Source organism: Aquificaceae bacterium (assembly GCA_037481935.1).
In the GTDB taxonomy this organism is placed as follows: Bacteria; Aquificota; Aquificia; order Aquificales; family Aquificaceae; genus Pampinifervens.
The window spans coordinates 92,639-111,073 of sequence record JBBFKQ010000003.1; the positions used below are offsets into that span (position 1 = coordinate 92,639).

An 18,435-nucleotide genomic window follows, 5' to 3' on the forward strand; every position below is an offset into this window, starting at 1 on the left:
ACAGTAATGAACCGTCAAGAAACCCAGAGAATAGACCTGCAGAAAATGTTGTATAATTCTCTGTTCAATGAGCCTTCAGCCCACAGGAATACCTCTTACGGTAAAGGAATTTGACAGACAGAAGGTAGGCTTCTGTGCAGGCTGTGGATGCGGCTGCGGATACATACTTTACGAAAGAGAAGGCAAAATCGTAGACCTTTACGGCCACCCAGCAGACCCGAGAGGAATGGGAAGTCTCTGCACCAAGGGAATAACATACATACAGGAAATACCCGGCAATCAAATGAGGTTAAGGGGGATATTCATGAAAAAAGAGGAGGAGTTTACCCCTATTGAATATACCCAGGCTCTTGAAATTCTCAAAGAAAAACTTCTGAAAGGTAAAACTGCCTTTCTGCTTGGAAGGCAGACAGGGCTTGAGGAATATATTCTGGCAAAGAAAGTTTCAGAAGATGTTTTTGTTGATGCACCTGTTGTGGACTTTATGCCTTCCACTCTTGAGCCCACCCAGTGGAAGAAGGTAAGGTTCATACTATCTGTTGACGCTGAGCCAGTTTTCTCAGAAGTGATGGCAACGCGCTGGCTTGTGGATGCTGTGGAGGGTGGAGCATACATTTTCTGCCTCTCCAGCAGATATGAAACCCTGTGCGCAAAGGCAAGGGAAAGGCTCCTTGTGAAGCCAGATATTATGATGCAGTTCCTGCAGTCCCTTCTCAGTCCAGAGAAGGGTGATGAGAAAGTGGAATTTGTGAAAAAAAGCCTGTTTCTTATGAGGGGTTCTCTGGTTCTTGTAGGGGCACATCTTCTCAATTCTCCCTTCAGAAAAGTTCTTCTTAACTTACTTTCAGGGCTTAGACGCAAGTTTGGCGTGCATTACAGCTTTGTGGGAGATGTGATGCCCTTCCCGGCAAAATCCCTTGAGGAGTTTTTTGAAAGGTTTGAAGAATTTGAAAACCTGCTTGTGATAGGAAATCTCTTCAGATACTTAAAGGAAGAGCATCTGAAGGCACTTCATAAGAAGTTTGTGGTAAGCTTCCAGGTTTTTCCCAACATAACAGCTAACTACTCAGACCTGCTCTTTGCAATGAAGCTCTTTCATGAGAGAGAATTTGTAAACTACAGGCATGGCTTTGGATACCTTGTATATTCGCCCAGGACACTCCAGCAGGAAGGGGTTTACGCCCCCTACAGTGTGCTTGAAGATATTTTTGAAACAGGCGTAAGCCCTGAAAACTTCCTCAGAGAATACGGCGTTGATTACCAAAAACTCATGGCAGAAGGTGAAGCAGCTCTTAAGATGGAGGAAATAAGCACCATAGAGACCGAAGGTCAACAGATACAGAAGGGAGATGTTTTCCTCTACACGGACAGCACCCTTGTGGAAGACATGGGGCACTGGAATCCATGGACTCATGAGATGGAAAGGCTCCAGAGGGCTTATGTAAACCCCCATACGGCAAAAAGGCTGGGTGTGCGCGAAAACATAGAGATTGGGGGTGTCAGCTTTGAACTACTAACTACAGAAAACGTGGCAGAGGGCGTGATTTTTGTCCCTTCTGAATATGAGGAGTTTCAGCCCTTTGACCCGGGTCACAGGGTGGGGGCCTTTTTGAAAAGACCCTTCTACAGGTATGAGGTCCTCCCATGATGGTAGGATTGTGCGAGGACCCTGTTGAGTTTGAAGGCTTTCTGGTAAGGACCATAGGTCTGAAGGACCTTGAAGGATACAGATTCAGGAGATGGGCTGGCGGAGTTGATTTTTTCCTCAGGAGTGAGGAAGAGCTAAAGCTTTTTATGGAAAAATACGGGGACTTTGTCTACGCCCTTGGAAAAGAGAGCATGGAAGAAGTTGTGGGAAGACTCCTAAGAGAAAAAGGGTTGAAGCTTGCCACAGCAGAAAGCTGCACCGGAGGACTTCTCTCTGCAAGAATCGTAAACGTTGCAGGCTCTTCCCATTACTTTGTGGGTGGTTTTGTGGTTTATGCCAACGAACTGAAGACAAAGCTGCTTGGAGTTGAAGAAGGCTCTATAAAAAGGCATGGCGCCGTATCGGAGGAGGTTTGTAGACAGATGGCAGTAGGTGCCCTTGAGGAAACCGATGCAGACGTGGCTCTTGCCATAACGGGCATATCTGGACCGGGGGGTGGCACGGCGGATAAGCCTGTGGGACTCACCTTTATAGCTCTTGCCACAGACAGGGAGGTTGTAGTCAAAAAGTTTGTCTTTGAAGCCGGAAGGAATGAGAACCGTCTCATGGCTACCCAGTGGGCCCTTGAGGTGCTGAGGCAATATCTTCTAAAGGGGGTTTAAGATGGCAAAGGTGCATTCTACAGCCATAGTAAAGGGAGAGGTAGAGCTGGGAGCAGATGTGGAGGTGGGTCCCTACACCATAATAGAAGGTAAAATAATAATAGGTGAGGGCACAAGGATAGGTGCAAGGGTCTCCATAAGGGGGAAGGTCTCTATAGGCTCAGGTTGCAGGATTTATGACGGAGCAATCATTGGGGAAGAGCCACAACATCTGAGGTATGCTGGGGAAGAGAGCGAGGTGGTTGTGGGAAACAATGTGATAATAAGAGAATACGCAACAATTCACAGAGGGACGGCCATAGACAAGATGAAAACGCTCATTGAAGACGATGTTATGCTCATGGCTTATGCCCACGTAGCCCATGACTGTATCGTCCGCAGGGGTGTTATAATGGCAAACTGTGCCACTCTGGGGGGTCATGCGGAGGTGGGAGAGTATGCCTTCATAGGGGGGCTTTCTGCCGTTCACCAGTGGGCAAGGGTTGGAGCCTATGCTATGGTTGGCGGGCTCTCTGGTGTATCCCTTGATGTCCCACCCTTTACAAGAGCCTCGGGCCAGCACGCCCATCTGTATGGTATAAACACGGTTGGGCTTGAAAGAAGGGGGTTTCCAAAGGATGTAATCACCGCCCTCAAAAGGGCATACAGAATTCTCTTCAGAAGCGGTATGCTCAAAGGGGAGGCAGTGGAGTTAATCCTCAAGGAGTATGGCGAGTATGAGGAGGTAAGAAGGCTGGCGGAGTTCATAAGAACTTCGAAGAGGGGCACAGCAAGAGACGCCGGAAGGGGGTAAAATATTTCTCATGCGAGCCCTTGTTCTTTCAGCAGGTCTTGGAACGCGTTTTAAAAGCGAAAAGCCAAAGGTCATGCATACCATACTTGGAAAGCCCATGCTCTGGTATGTGCTGAAGACCCTGAAAGAGCTCAATCTTTCAGAGATTGCTCTTGTGGTAGGATACAGAGCTGAGGACATAAAGTCATACTTTGGAGATGCTTACAGATACTTTTATCAGTCAAATCCAAAGGGAGGCACGGGAGATGCAGTGCTTTCTGGAATAGACTTCTGGAGAGATTATGAAGGCTATCTTCTTGTAATAAACGGTGATGCCCCGCTTATAAGACCACAGACTCTTAAGAACATGCAGAGATATATACACATGGTGGAGGAATACGAGGGCATAAAGTTAAGTGCCCTTCTGCTCTCCGCACAGCTTCCAGACCCAACAGGCTATGGCAGGGTGGTAAAGGACCAGCAAGGAAGTGTGATAAGGGTGGTAGAGGAAAAGGATGCCAGTTTTGAAGAGAAGCTCATAAGAGAGATAAACGGAGGGGTCTACATATTTTACTGCCCACATCTTCTTGAAACCCTTTTCAGGGTGAGTCCCAGCCCTGCAACTGGTGAGGTATATCTGACAGAGGTTTTTAATCTCATGCACCAGCAGGGATATGTGGTAAGGAGCTTTATGGCAGAGGACCCCGCTGAGGCAATGGGGGTTAACAACAGATGGGAGCTGGCAATAGCGGAGAATGTGATAAGGCTTAGAATACTTCAGGGGTGGGCAGAAAAGGGCAATACGCTCCATCAGCCCGAGAGCCTCTGGATTGAGCCTGATGTGGTGCTGGAGGGAGAAGTGGAAATACACCCGGATGTTATGCTCAGGGGGAACACGAGACTTGGCAGGGGTGTTGTGGTGGGGAAAGGGAGCTTGCTTGAGAACTCTGTGGTGGAAGAGAATGCAGTAATAGAAGCCTATTCTATAATCAGGAGTTCACACATAAAATCGGGGGCCCTTGTGGGGCCCTTTGCCCACATCAGGGAAAACAGCCTTATAGGGAAAGAGAGCCACATTGGAAACTTTGTGGAAGTTAAAAAATCCTTTGTTGGGGAGAGGGTAAGGGCAAAGCACCTTGCCTACATAGGCGACGCAACCCTTGAAGAGGATGTGAACGTGGGAGCGGGGGTTGTCTTTGCCAACTTTGACGGAAAGAAGAAGCATCCCAGCTATGTGAGCGCGGGGGCCTTCATAGGCAGCAACTCTCTTATAATCGCGCCTGTTAGGATAGGGAGCTACTCCTTCGTGGCTGGAGGTTCTATAATAAGCAGGGATGTGCCCGACAATGACCTTGCCATAAGCAGACCAAGGCTCAGGATTCTCAAGGGTAAGGGCAGAGAAAAACTTGTTGACTGATAGTTGAGAAGATGCTATAATAATAAGCTTTAGAGCCGGTAGCTCAGTAGGCAGAGCAACGGACTTTTAATCCGTGGGTCGCGGGTTCGACTCCCGCCCGGCTCATACTGCAAGCCTTTCCAGCTCCCTTCTCTTTATTATCTCAATGTATCCCCGTTCTGCGTTTATTATACCCTGCTTTTTCCACTTGCTCATGACCCTTATGGTGGTCTCCACAGTTGTTCCTGTCATCTCCGCTATGTCAAGCCTTGTAAGAGGTGCGTCTATTACGATAACATCCTCGTATTTCTTGCCTATTCTGTCCGCTATCTCAAGGAGGACTCTTGCAATCCTCTCTTCTACCTTACCTCCTGCTATGCTCTTGAGGGTCTCGTAGCTGTGAAGAAGGGTGGCAGTAGCCTCACAGGTCATCTTTATGGCAATGGCCGGATGTTTTATGGAGAGGTTTATAAAGTCCTTGTTGGAAATGTAAAGAGTTTTGCTCTCCACCATTGCCTTGGCAGTGTATGTGTTTCTGGGCACCTTTTTCCCCCACTCAATCCAGCCAAATATATCTCCAGGATACACAAGCCTCACTATAACAATCCTTGCGTCATGGGTCTCCTTCAGGAGCTTTATAAGACCATCTATGAGGATATAAACACCAGGCTCCGCCTCTTCTTCAAAGAAAAGGTATTCGTTTCTTCTGAAGTCCCTTACCTGCATGTATTTCAGAGCATCCCTGAGTTCATCCTCTGACAGGTCTTCAAAGATGTGAACCTTTCTGAGCATTTCCAGCTTTAGGTCCTGAGCCTGCCCTTCTCTAAAAGCCTCTTTTGCCATCCCTTACCTCCTATGGTTACTTGTGGTTCAAATACTACATAATCGGTGTGAAAGGAAACTCTGTTTGTTCCTCCAAAGGTGTGGTTGTCACCTATGGCTATATGCACCGTGCCCAGAATCTTTTCAGCTTCTAGCACATTGTCTGGCCTTCTTGCGCCAGGATTTGTCCCAACACCAAACTCTGCAATTATACGAGCGTTATCGTAGGTTTTGAAAACTTCCTCAAGGTAATATCTGTATGGCTCAAAGCCTTCAATCTCTTCCACACAGCCATTTCTGAACTTTAGTGTGATGGGTCTTTCAAGCCTCCTGTCAGGACCGTAGGTTATGGTTAGCCTTCCAAAGGCTGAGTTTTCAATGGGTGCAACAAAGGCCTCACCGGCAGGCAGGTTTCCATACTGACCTTTGAGGTGGAAAAGCCCAGTATCCGCTATCGCCCTTCTTTCCTTTACAGAGAATTCCATGTCCGTCCCTTCACCTTCCACATGGACCCACTCCGCCTCTGAGAGCATGTCCGCCACATCAATGCTCAGACTGGCCACATAATTCCAGTCAACCTGCATTGGACCTGTGAACATATGCGGTTCAAAGAGGGGCATGCTTGCGTATCTACAGCCAAAGCCTTCTGTGAGAGCTTTTCTGAAAAAGGTATGGGTAGTTGAATAGTAGGGGAAGGCAACCACCACATGGGGCACATCCTCTGAATAGGTCCTGAGTATGTGCATAACCTCGGGTTCTGAGTATTCTTCCTTTAGAAGAACTCTTTCAAGAAGACGGTTTTTTTTGAGCTCCTCCACCGCTCTCTCTCCAAAGGCAAGCCTCCAGACCTCCTCAGGCGGTTCCTTACCATGACCTTTCAGGGAAGGATAGACGAAGTGTTTTACCCTTCTGGTTAAACCCTCTGCCACGCTGACAAATTCATCCATAAGCTCCACAAGGTAGTCTTTCTCTGTATCCGTAAGAAGAAGAAGCGATTCCTCTTCCCTCAGGTTCATATTCACCCTGTAAAGCCTGTAAATATACTCCTCGTGCATGGCTCTAAATCATAAATTTATTTCAATTTATCTCATGGCAAGGGAAGTCTTAAACCGCCAAGCAGGTATTTGAGGTCGTTGTCGGTAAACATAAGGCCAGCCCCACCAAAAACACCTCTTAGCTTTGAATTTAGTAGGTCATCACCCCCAAACCTTACATACAGCGGGCCGCTTACCCTGTAGTTTACACCCACCTGAAGGTTGGGTTTCAGGTCCTTGTCCTGAGGTCTGTCTTTTCTTCCAAAGTCCCACAGGTCTGAGGTAAAGGTGAGCCTTTCTGAATACACAAGGTCGGCACCTATACCACCAGTGGACTCCTTCAGACCACCCCTGAGAACCAGCTCCCTGCCGAAGAGAGGAAATATCCTTGCATATTGAAGTGTAACCTCTGGCTTGAACTCCTTTTTTACTATCCACTGATTGGGAAGTATTTCCTCCTTGTAAACCCTGCCCCTTGAGTCTCCCACCACTTCTAAAAGGTAATACTTCTCATTGTCTGGCTGTAGCTTTAAAGTCAGAACACCCTTAGAATCGCCGCCCCTGTATAGCTCGCCCCTGAAGCCAATGTGGAGGTTTGTCCTTTCCGCCACTTCACCAGTTTTCCCAAGAACTCTTACTCCAGAGGTTACGTTTCTGTAAAGCTCCTCGTCTTTTATGAGCTTTCCAAGTGTTCCCTCACCCCTTTCTATATGAGCTATAATGCGGTTTAGCCTTTCGGAGCTCTCTCTGAGAGATGCTGTAAGCTCGGAGAGGTTGGAAGTGGTGCTCCTTATGTCCTGCCTGTTTTCCACCACAAGGGCGTTCAGGTTCTTTGAAAGCTCGTTCATATTCCTTGAGAGCTCTGGAAGTGTGATCTTTAGGTCGTCGCTTAGCCTTCTGAGGTTTGCCACTGTTTCCCTTATGTCCTGCCTGTTCTCACTGGCTATGGCATCAAGATTCCTTGCAAGCCTGTCAATGCTCTCTATGGTCTGTGGGAGCGTTCTGTTAAGGTTGTAGGCAAGGGAGTTTATGTTTTGTATGGCTCCCCTCAGAGCCTCCCTGTTTTCAAGGGCTATCAGATTGAGGTTATGGGTGAGCACCTCCAGGTTCTGAACCACCTTCCTTATATCCTCTCTGTTTTCTGAGAGTATAAGCTGGAAGTTTTCCACCATAAGCTTCAGAGCCTCGGAGGCGTCTGTCATCTGCTTTATAAGAAGGTCCGTATCCGCATAGCCAAGGGTTCTGCTTATAACCTGACCCTCCTGAAGCACACCTGCCTGCGGATTTCCCGGGTATATGTTCAGGTATTTGTCTCCCATGAGACCCAGCGTTCCTATCTCCGCCTGAGCATCCCTGTAGATAGGGATGTCTTTCTGAAGCTCAAAAACCACCTCCACCTTACCCTCTCTGAGAGCCACAGACCTGACCTTTCCGCTCTTTATACCCGCCACCCTTACCTCTGCACCCACGCTCAGCCCCGCCACGTTGTCAAAGTAGACTCTGTAGGTCTTTACCGCAGGCCTGAAAAAGGGCACCTCTCCAAAGGTAAGTATAAGAAAGGCAAAGCCAAGGGAAAATACGAGGACCAGAAAACCCACCTTGGCTTCGCTGGAAATCTTCATGCTTAAATTATAGCCTCAGGCCACAAGAGAATGCCAGAGAATTATGCCATCCCGATAGCCAAGTAAATCCTCACAGGCCCTTTCTGGATGGGGCATGAGACCAAAGACATTTCCCTCTCTGTTGCACACCCCTGCAATATTACCCACAGAACCGTTAGGGTTTGACTCCGGGGATACGTTCCCATTCTCATCACAGTATCTGAGCACAATCTGACCCCTCTCTTCCATCCTGCTCAGCTCTTCTTCAGGCACATAGTATCTACCCTCTCCATGGGCAATGGGTAGCCTTATGACCTCATCCTTTTCAAAGCTTCTGGTAAAGGGCAGAGAGTTGTTCTCAACCCTGAGATAGACATCCCTGCACACAAACCTCATGTTCTCGTTCTTTAGCAGGGCTCCCGGCAGGAGGTGAAGCTCCGTGAGTATCTGAAAGCCATTGCATATACCCAGCACAAGGCCACCCTTCTGTGCAAACTCTACCACCGCATTCCCAAGGGGTGTCTTGCTGGCAAGCACACCGGCCCTCAGATAATCACCAAAGGAAAAGCCACCTGGAAGCACCACACAGTCAAAGCCCTCCAAATGCCCCGTGTTGTGGTCAACAAAACTCACTTCACACCCCAGAAGGTCTCTTATCACATAGAAAGTATCGTAGTCGCAGTTGGAGCCCGGGAACACACATACAGCAAATTTCATTCTATAACATACTCCTCTACAAGGGGGTTTACAAGATATTTTTCAACAAGTGTTTTTATATCCGTTCCTTCTCCAACCTCAAGCTCCACAACCTTTCCCACCTTTACATCTTTTACATCAAAGCCACCATCAAGGAGCATCTCCTTCACTGCCCTGCCCTCAGGGTCAAGGAGCCCTCTCTTGGGAAGTATAAGAACTCTTACCTTCATCGCCTGTGTATTATATCATTTTAACATGCTCAAAATAGGTATAACCATAGGTGACCCTGCAGGTGTGGGACCAGAGCTGATAGTCAGGCTCTCAAGATACTTTGACCCTGAAAAGGCCTACGTCATATACGGAGAGAAAAAGATAATAGAAGCGGTTCAGATAGAGCTTGGTGTAGACCTTGAGCTGAGGGAAGTGTTCACAGTGGATGAGGTAAAAGAGCCCGGCGTATACATAGCAGACCTGAACATAAGCGAGACGGACAGACCCCTGCCTTCCCTCACCTCCGGCAAAGTGGCGGTTGCCTACCTGGGAAGGGCTGTGGTGGATGCAGTCTATGGAAAGGTGCATGGGCTATTAACTATGCCCATAAACAAATTCTGGGCAAGGCTTGCTGGCTTTTCCTACGAGGGGCAGACGGAGTTTCTTGCTCAGGCCTGCAATGTGAGGGAATACGCCATGTTCATGCACTCAGAAAAGCTAAAAGTAGTGCCTTTTACCACACATATACCCCTGAGGGATGTGCCAGAAAGGGTAAGAAGGGATGAGATAGTCAGAAAGGTAAAACTCATAAGCAGGGAGTTCAGGAGGCTTTTTGAAATTGAGCCTTCCATCGGTGTTCTTGGACTTAACCCTCATGCAGGAGATATGGGAGCCATAGGTGAGGAAGACATGAGGGAAATAGCCCCTGCGGTGGAAGTCCTGAAGGAGGAGGGCTACAAAGTTGACGGACCCCTTTCCCCAGACAGCGCCTTTTTAAACCCCAGCTACGACCTATACCTCTGCATGTATCACGACCAGGGTCTTATACCCTTCAAACTGCTTGCTTTCAGAGAAGGTGTTAACCTTACCCTTGGGCTGCCCTTTGTGCGAACCTCCCCGGACCATGGCGTTGCTTACGATATAGCCTGGAAGGGCATAGCGGACGAGGGTCCATCTCTTAGTGCTCTCAGGCTGTGTGAAAAGCTTGCAGGGAAAACATGTCAATAAAAAGGAGGGTGGCACTCAGCCTCATCGTCTCTCTTGCCATAACCCTCTCTGTCGCCTTTGTCCTTCTATACTTTATATCTTCTCAGATTCTTGAAAGAAGGATTGAAGAAACTTACAGGCTTATTTATGATAACTACAGAGAGCTTTTAAAGAGAGAGGAGAAAAACCTCAAAATTCTCGCTGGCTACACGCCACTTCCTTCCACTTACTACTACAAAGAAAAAATCTCAGAAACAAAATGTGAGGAAGTATCATACTACTCTGTAACTTCTGCAGGACCCTACTATGGTATAAACAGGCAGTATTCTGAGGGCTGTTTCTTTGTAGGTATAAACCTTGAGGAAATACTCAGATTTATGGAAAGCATGATGGGTGTGGACTGGGTGGTATACTACGATAGAGAGTTTGTCCCTGACTTTGCAAGGGGAGATCTTGACGCCTTTATGAAGGATAAGGTGGTTATCGGCGATGTGGTTATAGACAGGTTTTCCAGACAGGATGTGCTTACCTTACCCCTCAACGTCAAGGGCTACGTGCTGTATGGTGGTTTACTTGAAAAGAATCTGCTTATGGAAATCCCCCTTACCAGTATGAAAGGTTTGCCTGTGGGCAGAATAATTCTTATAAAGGATGTTTCCGGGCTCTACAGGGAAGCCTACATGGTTTTTCTTGTGCTTGCCATCTACTCAGCCTTCATGGCGTCCTTTTTAGCCCTTATGCTCTTCAGGGTTGTTTCAGGGGTTGTAAACAGGATAGCTTTTCTGAAAAACATAACAGCAAGAATAGAGAAGAAGGACTTTTCTGTAGTGCACCTTCTTGAGAACTCAGAGGAGAAATTGAGAGATGAAGTCTATGAACTAAAGCATAGCATACACAACATGGCTCTGAGCCTGAAATCTGCCTTTGAGGAGCTCCAAGAAAAGAAGTCTGAACTTGAACAACTTGCATACTACGACCCACTCACCGGGCTTCCCAACAGAAGATTTTTCTTTGACCACGCAAGCCTGATTCTTGAGAGTTCAAAAAGATACGGAAATCCCCTTAGCCTTCTGGTCATGGACATAGACCACTTTAAGAAGATAAACGACACCTACGGTCACGAAGCCGGCGACCTTGTATTGAAAAGTTTTGCGGATATTGTGAGAAAGAGCATAAGACAGTCAGACCTGCCAGCAAGGCTTGGGGGAGAAGAGTTTGTTCTTCTAATGACCAACACAAACCTCCAGCAGGGCAAGGTTGTTGCAGAGAGGATAAGGGTCAGTTTCCAGAACAGTCTTATAGTTTATGAAGAAAGGGAGATAAGGGCAACACTTAGCGGCGGTCTTGCCAGCTTTGCTCCAGGCATTGAAAGCATTGACGACCTTATAAGAATGGCAGATGAGGCCCTTTACAGGGCAAAGGAGTTAGGGAGGAACAGAATAGAGGTTTATAAGCCTTAAAATATGGGAACATCAAGGGCTGGATTGGATAGAGACCTCAACATGCCAAGCCTTATTGCCCTGATTACCTCCTCTTCCAGCTTCCTTTCTCTGAACCTTATGAAGTGATGGAAGAGAACACCACTTGCCTCAAGACCAAGCCCCCTGTCAAGGAGTAGCTTCTCAGACCAGCTCTTTATCTTTTGAGAGTTTAAGAACCTGTTTCTGAGGTTCAGCTCTCTTTTCTTCTCAAGCCCTACAAACTGGTATCCACACACGCTTCCATCTTTCATAAAAACCTTTACCAGCTTCCCCTCCCATTCAAAGCTGAAGGAGCTGTCTGAGTCTTCAAAGGTCCCGCCGCTTCCGGCGGTGACAGACCTTGTCTTTACCGCATTGTAGTCTACAAGACCCGGGTTTTTAACCTTCAGTCCTGCCATGTTAAAACCTGCTACCGCTCCAGCCTGCTGTGCCGGCGGGAAAAGGGCAATCCATCTGTGATTACCCCATGCATCAACTCCAGAGCATATATCACCGGCGGCGTAAACATCCGGGTCTGAGGTCTGCTGGTATTCGTTCACAAGAATACCACCCACAACCCTGCCTGTGGCTTCATTTATGTGAAGCTTTATATCCGTGTCCGCCACCAGGTTAGTTCTCGGTCGGACGCCAGTGGAGAGAATGACCATGTCCGTCCTTATGAACCTGCTCCTGTCAGCACCGTTAGGACGTATCTCCACAGCCTCCACCCAGCCATCTTCACCGTGTATGGTAACCACCTGATGGTTCAGATAGAAATGAATCCCCTCCTCCTCAAGGGGCTTTAAATACCTCTCTGCCATAAACTTGTCTAACATCCTTGGCAGAACTCTGTCAAAAAATTCCACCACATGCACCTCAAGCCCCATGTGCCTGAGAGTTTCCGCATCTTCCACACCTATAGGACCCGCGCCCACTATTACGGCGCTCCTTACCCTTCCAGAAAGCACCCACTCCCTTATCTTTTTTGCATCGTAGAGGTTCTTGGCAGTGGTCACACCCCCAAGCTCCACGCCGGGTATGGGTGGGACAAAGGCATAAGCTCCGGCGGCAAGAAGACATTTGTCGTAGGGCACTTCTTCTCCCCCTCTGACAATAACCACTTTTCTTTTGTTATCTACGCCTACCACTTCCTTTTTTGGTCTGAAGTCCACCCTGTATTTCTCATAAAAGGACAAGCCGCCCTTGTAAAAGAGGGCTTCCTCTGAGATGTCCCCCCTTATGACATTTTCCATACAGTTGGGTGCGTAGGTGGGGAACTCCTCATCAGACAGGACTATAAGGTCTGAATCTCTGTCCACTTTCCTGAAGGCTTCTATGGCACTGGCGGCTGCAGGCCCGTTGCCTACTATTACAACACGCATAAGGTTAAATTATATTCCATGAGGGCGTATTATCATGGCAGGATTGAAGATTTTACAAAGAGTTTTGGCAACGCCCAAGATTTCAGAGCATTCATAAGCCGACAGCATAGGATGTTTCATGGTGAGGATGCAAGCATAGAACAACTCAATGCCTAGGAAGAGTCATTTTCACACATTTATAAACTTTTTGAGCGGCTCATAAACAAAGGCCTTGCCAACCTTTACTGTATTTTTGAATACTTTTTGCCAACCTCTCAGGAAAGAATCGACCTCATAATTCTTGGGAAAAGTGAGAGCAAAGCCAAAGCACTGATCCTTGAACTCAAGGGCTGGGGTACTACCGGTCTTAAATCAGGTAAGTGGACTGTGAAAGTAGACAAGGAAGAGGGATATGACCCTCACTTGCAGCTTCAAAGCTATGTGGAAAAGTTACGTTTTTTTCACTCTGCTTCTCAAGCCTTTGACTTTGACGGGCTTCTCTGGTTTTATGGAGTAGAGCCTGCCGCCCAAGAATCTGAATACACATTTGTCGGCCCCTGCTACAATCTACTTTCTAACAGGGTAGCATCTCTCCTACATTCGGCGCTGGATGAAGGGGGTATAAGGGCTTTTCTCTGTGGCGAATACGTTCAGTCCAGCAGTCTTTTCAGCTTCGTGAAAGAAAGGGGTAAAGATATCTTACAGAGAGGCCTTGACGTGCTTGTGGAAACCGCCTTTTCTCCGAGTGAGGAACAGGCAAAACTTATTGAAAGGGTTATAAGGGCAATGGAAAGGGGTGAAAGGGTAAACTTTCTGGTAAAGGGTGGGCCTGGGTCCGGTAAGACATATCTGGCCCTTATTTTGATGATTGAAGCTGTAAGAAGAGGATACAGAACTGTTATAGCATACAGAAACAACAGATTCGTGAATTCTCTAAGAAAGCTTCTGGATAGCGTGGAAAGGGGTCTGTCAGGGCTGGTAAAGTTTTATTCTACGGGTAGGAGGGATGGAATCGCTGAGCAGTATGGAAACTGCAACTTTGAGTTTGTGATATACGATGAGGCTCAAAGGATGAGGAGGGAAAACATAAGAATTGCAATGCAGAAAGGGAAGATTAACCTCTTTTTTTACGACGACTCTCAAATTCTTAATGCAGATGAAGAGGGGTGGAGGGAGAATTTTCTTGAAGAAGCAAGGCTAAGTAGTCTGAAAGTTGAGGAGTTCCAGCTGGAGGGTAGCTACAGAGTAAGGGGAGGACATGTCTATACAAGCTTTGTGGAGGGCCTGTTGGAAAGTGACCTCCATATAGACCCAAGAAGCCTTGGAGACTACGAGTTAAAACTATTTGAAAGAATAGAGGAAATGCTGAGTCTTCTGAGAAAAAAGGCCTGTGAAGGCTACAGAGTTGCACTCATCGCCGCCTTTACGGAATCACCGGGGGACAGAAAAAACAAAACAGGAAAACTCTAAAGAACAGAAGAATAGGTTATCCACTCTACAACACAGACTTTGAACTCTATAGGAACTGTAATGTAGACATATACTGGTTAATGGACGAAAAAACCCAGTATCCAAAATTCTGGCTTGAAGGACATTCCAACAATCTCACGCATTGTGCATCCATATACGGATGTCAGGGCTTTGAGACGGAGTATGCAGGCATCGTATGGGGTAGAGATTTGGTTTGGAGGGACGGTGTATGGAGTCTGGGCGACAACTGTGAGGACAGTGTGGCTGGACTAAAGGACCTTTTCTACAGAGGTAAAAGAGGAGACCTGGAGTCAGCAAACCTTGCCATAAAGCTTCTGAAAAACCGCTACAGAATACTTCTCACGAGAGGTATAAGGGGAACATACATATTCTGCGAAAACCCAGAAACGGCATCCTACCTGCGAAAACTTTTAGGAGGAGCCGTCTAACTTCATTATATACTCCACGCATGTCCTTACTCCAAAGCCCGTTCCACCCTTTGAGTAGTAAGAGAACTCCTCTCTGAGATGTGCAGGTCCGGCTATGTCAAGGTGCACCCACTTTATCCCTTCACCCACAAATTCTTCCAGGAACATGGCGGCGGTTATGGCGCCCCCATAGCGACCACCAGAGTTGAGCACATCACCTTCTCCTTTTTTAATCTTTTCCCTGAGCCTTCTGTCATCCATGGGCAGCTTCCAGAGCCTCTCTCCAGTTAGCTTTGATAGTGCAAGGATTTCTTCTGCAAATTCCTCGTCGTTGGTAAAGAGCCCTGCTGTGTATTCGCCCAGTGCGACCATGCAGGCCCCAGTCAGCGTTGCCATATCTATTATCCTTGAGACGCCGAGGTTTGACGCGTAAGAAAGGGCATCTGCAAGGGTGACCCTTCCCTCAGCGTCCGTGTTGTCCACCTCTATGGTTTTTCCGTTCATCGCCCTGATTATATCGTCAGGTCTGTAGGCGGTTCCGCTGGGCATGTTCTCCGCAGCACCAAATATGCCATGCACCTCCACCTGAGGTCTTAGCTGGGCAAGAGCCTTCATTATACCAATCACTGCACATGCGCCCGACTTGTCCATCTTCATGGTCCTCATGTAATCTCCCGTCTTTATGTTAAGACCACCGCTGTCAAAGGTAAGACCCTTACCCACAATGGCTATCCTTGCCCTTGGCTCACCTTCTGGTCTGTAAACCATATGAACAAACCTTGGGGGTGTGGCAGAGCCCTTGCCCACGCTCCAGAGGGCCTGCATACCCATCTCCTGTATTTCCCTCTCGTCGTATACCCTGCACTCAAGCCCTTGTTCCTGAGCTACTCTCTGGGCAATTTCTGCAAGAGTTATGGGGTTTATCACGTTACCGGGTTCGTTCACAAGGTCTCTCGTAAAGTTCTGAGCCTCTGCGAGGATTTTCCCCACGCTGACGGCCTCCCCTTCAGCCCCGTGTATGAATACCTCCTCTAGTTTTAAGCTGTTCTCTTCTTCCCTTTTTGTCTTATATTTGTCAAAGCGATAACTCCCGAGGATTGCACCCTCCGCTATTGCCTTGCTCAGCCTGTAGTCAAGGCTTCCAGCATATATGTAAAGACTCCTCACCCTGTCTTTGCCCGCCCTCTTTGCCACCAGAGCTGATGCCACTCTGTAAGAGTCCTCTCCCGCCTTTTCCCTTTTGCCAAGGCCTGCTACATAGAAAACCCTTACCTGACCATTCACAAGCAGGCTTACTTTTGAAAGGCTCTCCTCCTTGCCCTTGAAGTTCTCTGCAGAGAGGAGTTTTTCCACTGGCTCTTTTAACTCTCCCAGAAAGTTAAGGTTTTCCATACTATCTTCAAAGACAAAAATAGCAAGGGGTTCTTTTACCTCTTCCGCTTTAAAACTGACAGTTCTTACTTCCATCTCAAAACCTCCACTATGCTATTTCACTCTTCCTCCTGAGAGGAGCTTTCCCTCTTCATGGCAACCTTGCCAGTCCTTGCCATTTCCTTTATCCCAAAGGGCTTGACTAGCTCTATAAAGGCGTTTACCTTGTCCTCTGTGCCGGTTATCTCCACCGTGTATGTCTCAGGAGAGACATCCACTACCCTGCATCTGAATATCTCCACAAGCCTGAGAACCTCATCTCTTGCCCTTGGCGTTGCGGTGTGAACCTTTACGAGGGCAAGCTCTCTTTCCACGTGAGGCGTGTCTGTTAGGTCTTTTACCTTTATGGTATCTATTAGTTTCCTGAGCTGTTTTACCACCTGGTCTATGACCACATCGTCGCCTATAACCTCAAGGGTCATGCGGGAGGTGCCCCTCTCGTGGGTTTCTCCCACGGAAAGCCCCTCTATGTTGTAGCCTTTGCCTGCTATAAGGGTTGCTATGCGCGCGAGAACTCCGAGCTCATTCCGGACTGTTAAAGTTATTATGTGCTTGCGAACCTCTCCCTTTTTGACTTCTCTGAAAAGGGGAGCCTTTACTGCATCAAGCTGTGCAGTGCCAAGAGTATCTGCCATCTTCATGCCTCCTTTTGGGACTTTATCCTACCAGATACATGGTCTCAGCCTCTACAGACTTCTTACCATCTTCCAGTATCATGTCTCTGTAGGACTTTCCTGCGGGCACCATGGGAAGCACATTCTCTTCCCTGTCCACGTGGAAGTCCATGATAACAGGCCTGTCCTGAACCTTGAGTGCTTCTTCTATGATTTCTCTGACCTCTGAAGGCTTTTCTGCCCTGAAGCCAACCGCACCACAGGCCTCCGCCAGCTTTACAAAGTCTGGCTGGATGGAAAGGTCTACCTCTGAGTATCTTCTGTCATAGAAAAGCTCCTGCCACTGGCGCACCATACCAAGGTATCCGTTGTTTATTATGGCAACCTTGACCGGCACTCTGTATTGCACTGCGGTAATAATTTCCTGCATGGTCATCATGAAAGAGCCGTCTCCATCAATCACAAAAACTTCCCTCTCTGGCCTTCCGAGCTTTGCTCCTATACCTGCTGGAAAGCCAAAGCCCATTGTCCCAAGGCCCCCCGAGTTTATAAACTGCCTCGGGAAAGAATACTTGTAAAACATGGCAGACCACATCTGGTGCTGTCCAACACCAGTGGTGATTATGGCTTCACCCCTTGTTGCCTCGTATATCTGCTCTATCACATACTGGGGTTTTATCATGGTGCTGGAATTTCCGTAGGTGAGTGGGTGCTTTTTCTTCCATGTCTCAATCTGTTCAATCCACTTCTGCCTTTCCTCCGGGAAAAAGAGCTTTGCACCCTCTCTTTTCAGCTCCTCAAGAAGCTTTCTGAGCACTATTTTCACATCACCCACTATAGGCACATCCACCACTATGTTCTTTGAGATGGAAGCAGGGTCTATGTCTATGTGGATTATCTTGGCCTGAGGTGCGAACTCTTCCACCTTTCCTGTCACCCTGTCATCAAAACGCGCACCCACTGCTATCAGAAGGTCACAGTTGTAAACAGCCATGTTGGCATAGTAGGTGCCGTGCATGCCAAGCATGTGCAGAGACAGAGGATGCAGCTCAGGAAAGGCACCTTTGCCCATGTTTGTGGTAGTCACGGGAATCTTCATAAGCTCGGCAAGCTCCACAAGTTCTTTCTGAGCCTCTGCATGAACTGCACCACCCCCCACATAGAGCACGGGCCTCTTTGCCTCCATCATGAGCCTCACTGCCCTTCTTATCTGCTGAAGATTGCCCTCAAGATGGGGTCTGTAACCGGGCAGTGATTCTTTGACCTCTTCAGAGGAAGGAATCCTTACATCGCTCAGCTTCTGGGTTATGTCCTTGGGAATGTCCACGAGCACAGGCCCAGGCCTGCCGGTCCTTGCTATGTAAAAGGCCTGACGGATTATAAGGGGGAGCTCTTCTATACTTTTGACAAGAAAGTTGTGCTTGGTAATGGGCCTCGTTATTCCTACTATGTCCACCTCCTGAAAGGCATCGTTGCCTATGAGATGGGTTGGGACCTGCCCTGTTATAAAGACCACAGGAACAGAGTCCATGTATGCGTCTGCTATGGCGGTCACTAAATTGGTTGCACCTGGTCCAGAGGTGGACATGGCAACGCCAACCTTTCCAGTTGCCTTGGCATATCCCTCTGCCATATGACCTGCACCCTGCTCGTGTCTTGCCAGGATGTGTCTTATTCCCCCATCCCTGTAAAGAGCATCATATACCTCCATTATGGCACCGCCAGGATGACCAAATATCAACTCCACATCCTCTTCCTTCAAAGCCTCTATTACAATATCTGCACCCTTTCTAGGCATCTTTTACCTCCATAAAAAAAATCTGTAAGGATATAAAATATACGC

15 protein-coding genes, 1 tRNA gene and 1 pseudogene are annotated in these 18,435 nt (G+C 47.8%); 8 read left to right on the forward strand and 9 right to left on the reverse strand.

Features of this window, described 5'->3' with window-relative positions; translation table 11 throughout:
* Positions 1-67: 67 nt before the first annotated feature.
* From WHS43_03650 to WHS43_03670, 5 genes are all read left to right on the forward strand, one after another.
* Positions 68-1,648, forward strand: coding sequence for a dehydrogenase (locus WHS43_03650; GenBank protein MEJ5338732.1), 1,581 nt, complete (start codon positions 68-70; stop codon positions 1,646-1,648).
* On the forward strand, positions 1,645-2,310 hold the full coding sequence (locus WHS43_03655; GenBank protein MEJ5338733.1) for a nicotinamide-nucleotide amidohydrolase family protein: 666 nt from the start codon (positions 1,645-1,647) through the stop codon (positions 2,308-2,310). Before WHS43_03650 ends, WHS43_03655 begins: the two co-directional genes overlap by 4 nt.
* A gap of 1 nt (position 2,311) precedes the next feature.
* Entirely contained in the window at positions 2,312-3,103 is a 792-nt protein-coding gene (gene lpxA / locus WHS43_03660; GenBank protein ID MEJ5338734.1) for an acyl-ACP--UDP-N-acetylglucosamine O-acyltransferase, read from the forward strand.
* Positions 3,104-3,113: 10 nt separating this feature from the next.
* Positions 3,114-4,499, forward strand: a complete 1,386-nt coding sequence (gene glmU / locus WHS43_03665) for a bifunctional UDP-N-acetylglucosamine diphosphorylase/glucosamine-1-phosphate N-acetyltransferase GlmU (protein ID MEJ5338735.1) — start codon at positions 3,114-3,116, stop codon at positions 4,497-4,499.
* Positions 4,500-4,531: 32 nt separating this feature from the next.
* Positions 4,532-4,604 (forward strand) — tRNA-Lys (locus WHS43_03670).
* Here WHS43_03670 and WHS43_03675 read toward each other — a convergent pair.
* The 5 genes from WHS43_03675 to purS are packed head-to-tail and all read right to left on the reverse strand — an operon-like array spanning position 4,602 to position 8,861.
* Complete coding sequence (locus tag WHS43_03675; GenBank protein MEJ5338736.1) at positions 4,602-5,321, reverse strand: Crp/Fnr family transcriptional regulator; 720 nt, start codon at positions 5,319-5,321, stop codon at positions 4,602-4,604. The genes WHS43_03670 and WHS43_03675 overlap by 3 nt on opposite strands.
* The gene (locus WHS43_03680; GenBank protein MEJ5338737.1) at positions 5,279-6,355 is read right to left on the reverse strand and encodes an aminopeptidase; all 1,077 of its coding nucleotides are present in this window, start codon (positions 6,353-6,355) and stop codon (positions 5,279-5,281) included. Before WHS43_03680 ends, WHS43_03675 begins: the two co-directional genes overlap by 43 nt.
* A 32-nt stretch (positions 6,356-6,387) precedes the next feature.
* Positions 6,388-7,956, reverse strand: a complete 1,569-nt coding sequence (locus WHS43_03685; GenBank protein ID MEJ5338738.1) for an MlaD family protein — start codon at positions 7,954-7,956, stop codon at positions 6,388-6,390.
* Between the two features lie 15 nt (positions 7,957-7,971).
* Positions 7,972-8,652 (reverse strand): phosphoribosylformylglycinamidine synthase I, encoded by a 681-nt coding sequence (purQ, locus tag WHS43_03690; GenBank protein ID MEJ5338739.1) that lies wholly within the window; start codon positions 8,650-8,652, stop codon positions 7,972-7,974.
* Complete coding sequence (purS, locus tag WHS43_03695; GenBank protein ID MEJ5338740.1) at positions 8,649-8,861, reverse strand: phosphoribosylformylglycinamidine synthase subunit PurS; 213 nt, start codon at positions 8,859-8,861, stop codon at positions 8,649-8,651. The genes purQ and purS overlap by 4 nt, the downstream gene beginning before the upstream one ends.
* A gap of 25 nt (positions 8,862-8,886) precedes the next feature.
* Here purS and pdxA point away from each other — a divergent pair, with 25 nt between their 5' ends.
* Together pdxA and WHS43_03705 are read left to right on the forward strand one after the other, a co-directional pair.
* A complete protein-coding gene (gene pdxA / locus WHS43_03700; GenBank protein ID MEJ5338741.1) occupies positions 8,887-9,849 on the forward strand; it encodes a 4-hydroxythreonine-4-phosphate dehydrogenase PdxA in 963 nt (320 codons plus the stop codon).
* A complete protein-coding gene (locus WHS43_03705) occupies positions 9,840-11,288 on the forward strand; it encodes a GGDEF domain-containing protein (protein MEJ5338742.1) in 1,449 nt (482 codons plus the stop codon). Before pdxA ends, WHS43_03705 begins: the two co-directional genes overlap by 10 nt.
* On the opposite strand, the gene WHS43_03710 is transcribed toward WHS43_03705, so the two are convergent.
* Positions 11,285-12,670, reverse strand: coding sequence for an FAD-dependent oxidoreductase (locus WHS43_03710; GenBank protein ID MEJ5338743.1), 1,386 nt, complete (start codon positions 12,668-12,670; stop codon positions 11,285-11,287). The genes WHS43_03705 and WHS43_03710 overlap by 4 nt on opposite strands.
* A 765-nt stretch (positions 12,671-13,435) precedes the next feature.
* Between WHS43_03710 and WHS43_03715 the strand changes: the two are divergent.
* Positions 13,436-14,568: pseudogene (locus WHS43_03715) on the forward strand (DNA/RNA helicase domain-containing protein).
* Here WHS43_03715 and WHS43_03720 read toward each other — a convergent pair.
* From WHS43_03720 to ilvB, 3 genes are read right to left on the reverse strand one after another with little or no spacing between them, the layout of a single operon-like run.
* Positions 14,551-16,014, reverse strand: a complete 1,464-nt coding sequence (locus WHS43_03720) for a leucyl aminopeptidase (GenBank protein ID MEJ5338744.1) — start codon at positions 16,012-16,014, stop codon at positions 14,551-14,553. The pseudogene WHS43_03715 and the gene WHS43_03720 overlap by 18 nt on opposite strands.
* 23 nt (positions 16,015-16,037) lie before the next feature.
* Positions 16,038-16,613: an acetolactate synthase small subunit gene (ilvN, locus tag WHS43_03725; GenBank protein ID MEJ5338745.1), complete on the reverse strand. Its 576-nt coding sequence runs from the start codon at positions 16,611-16,613 to the stop codon at positions 16,038-16,040.
* 22 nt (positions 16,614-16,635) lie between these two features.
* Positions 16,636-18,390, reverse strand: a complete 1,755-nt coding sequence (gene ilvB / locus WHS43_03730; GenBank protein ID MEJ5338746.1) for a biosynthetic-type acetolactate synthase large subunit — start codon at positions 18,388-18,390, stop codon at positions 16,636-16,638.
* Positions 18,391-18,435: the final 45 nt, after the last annotated feature.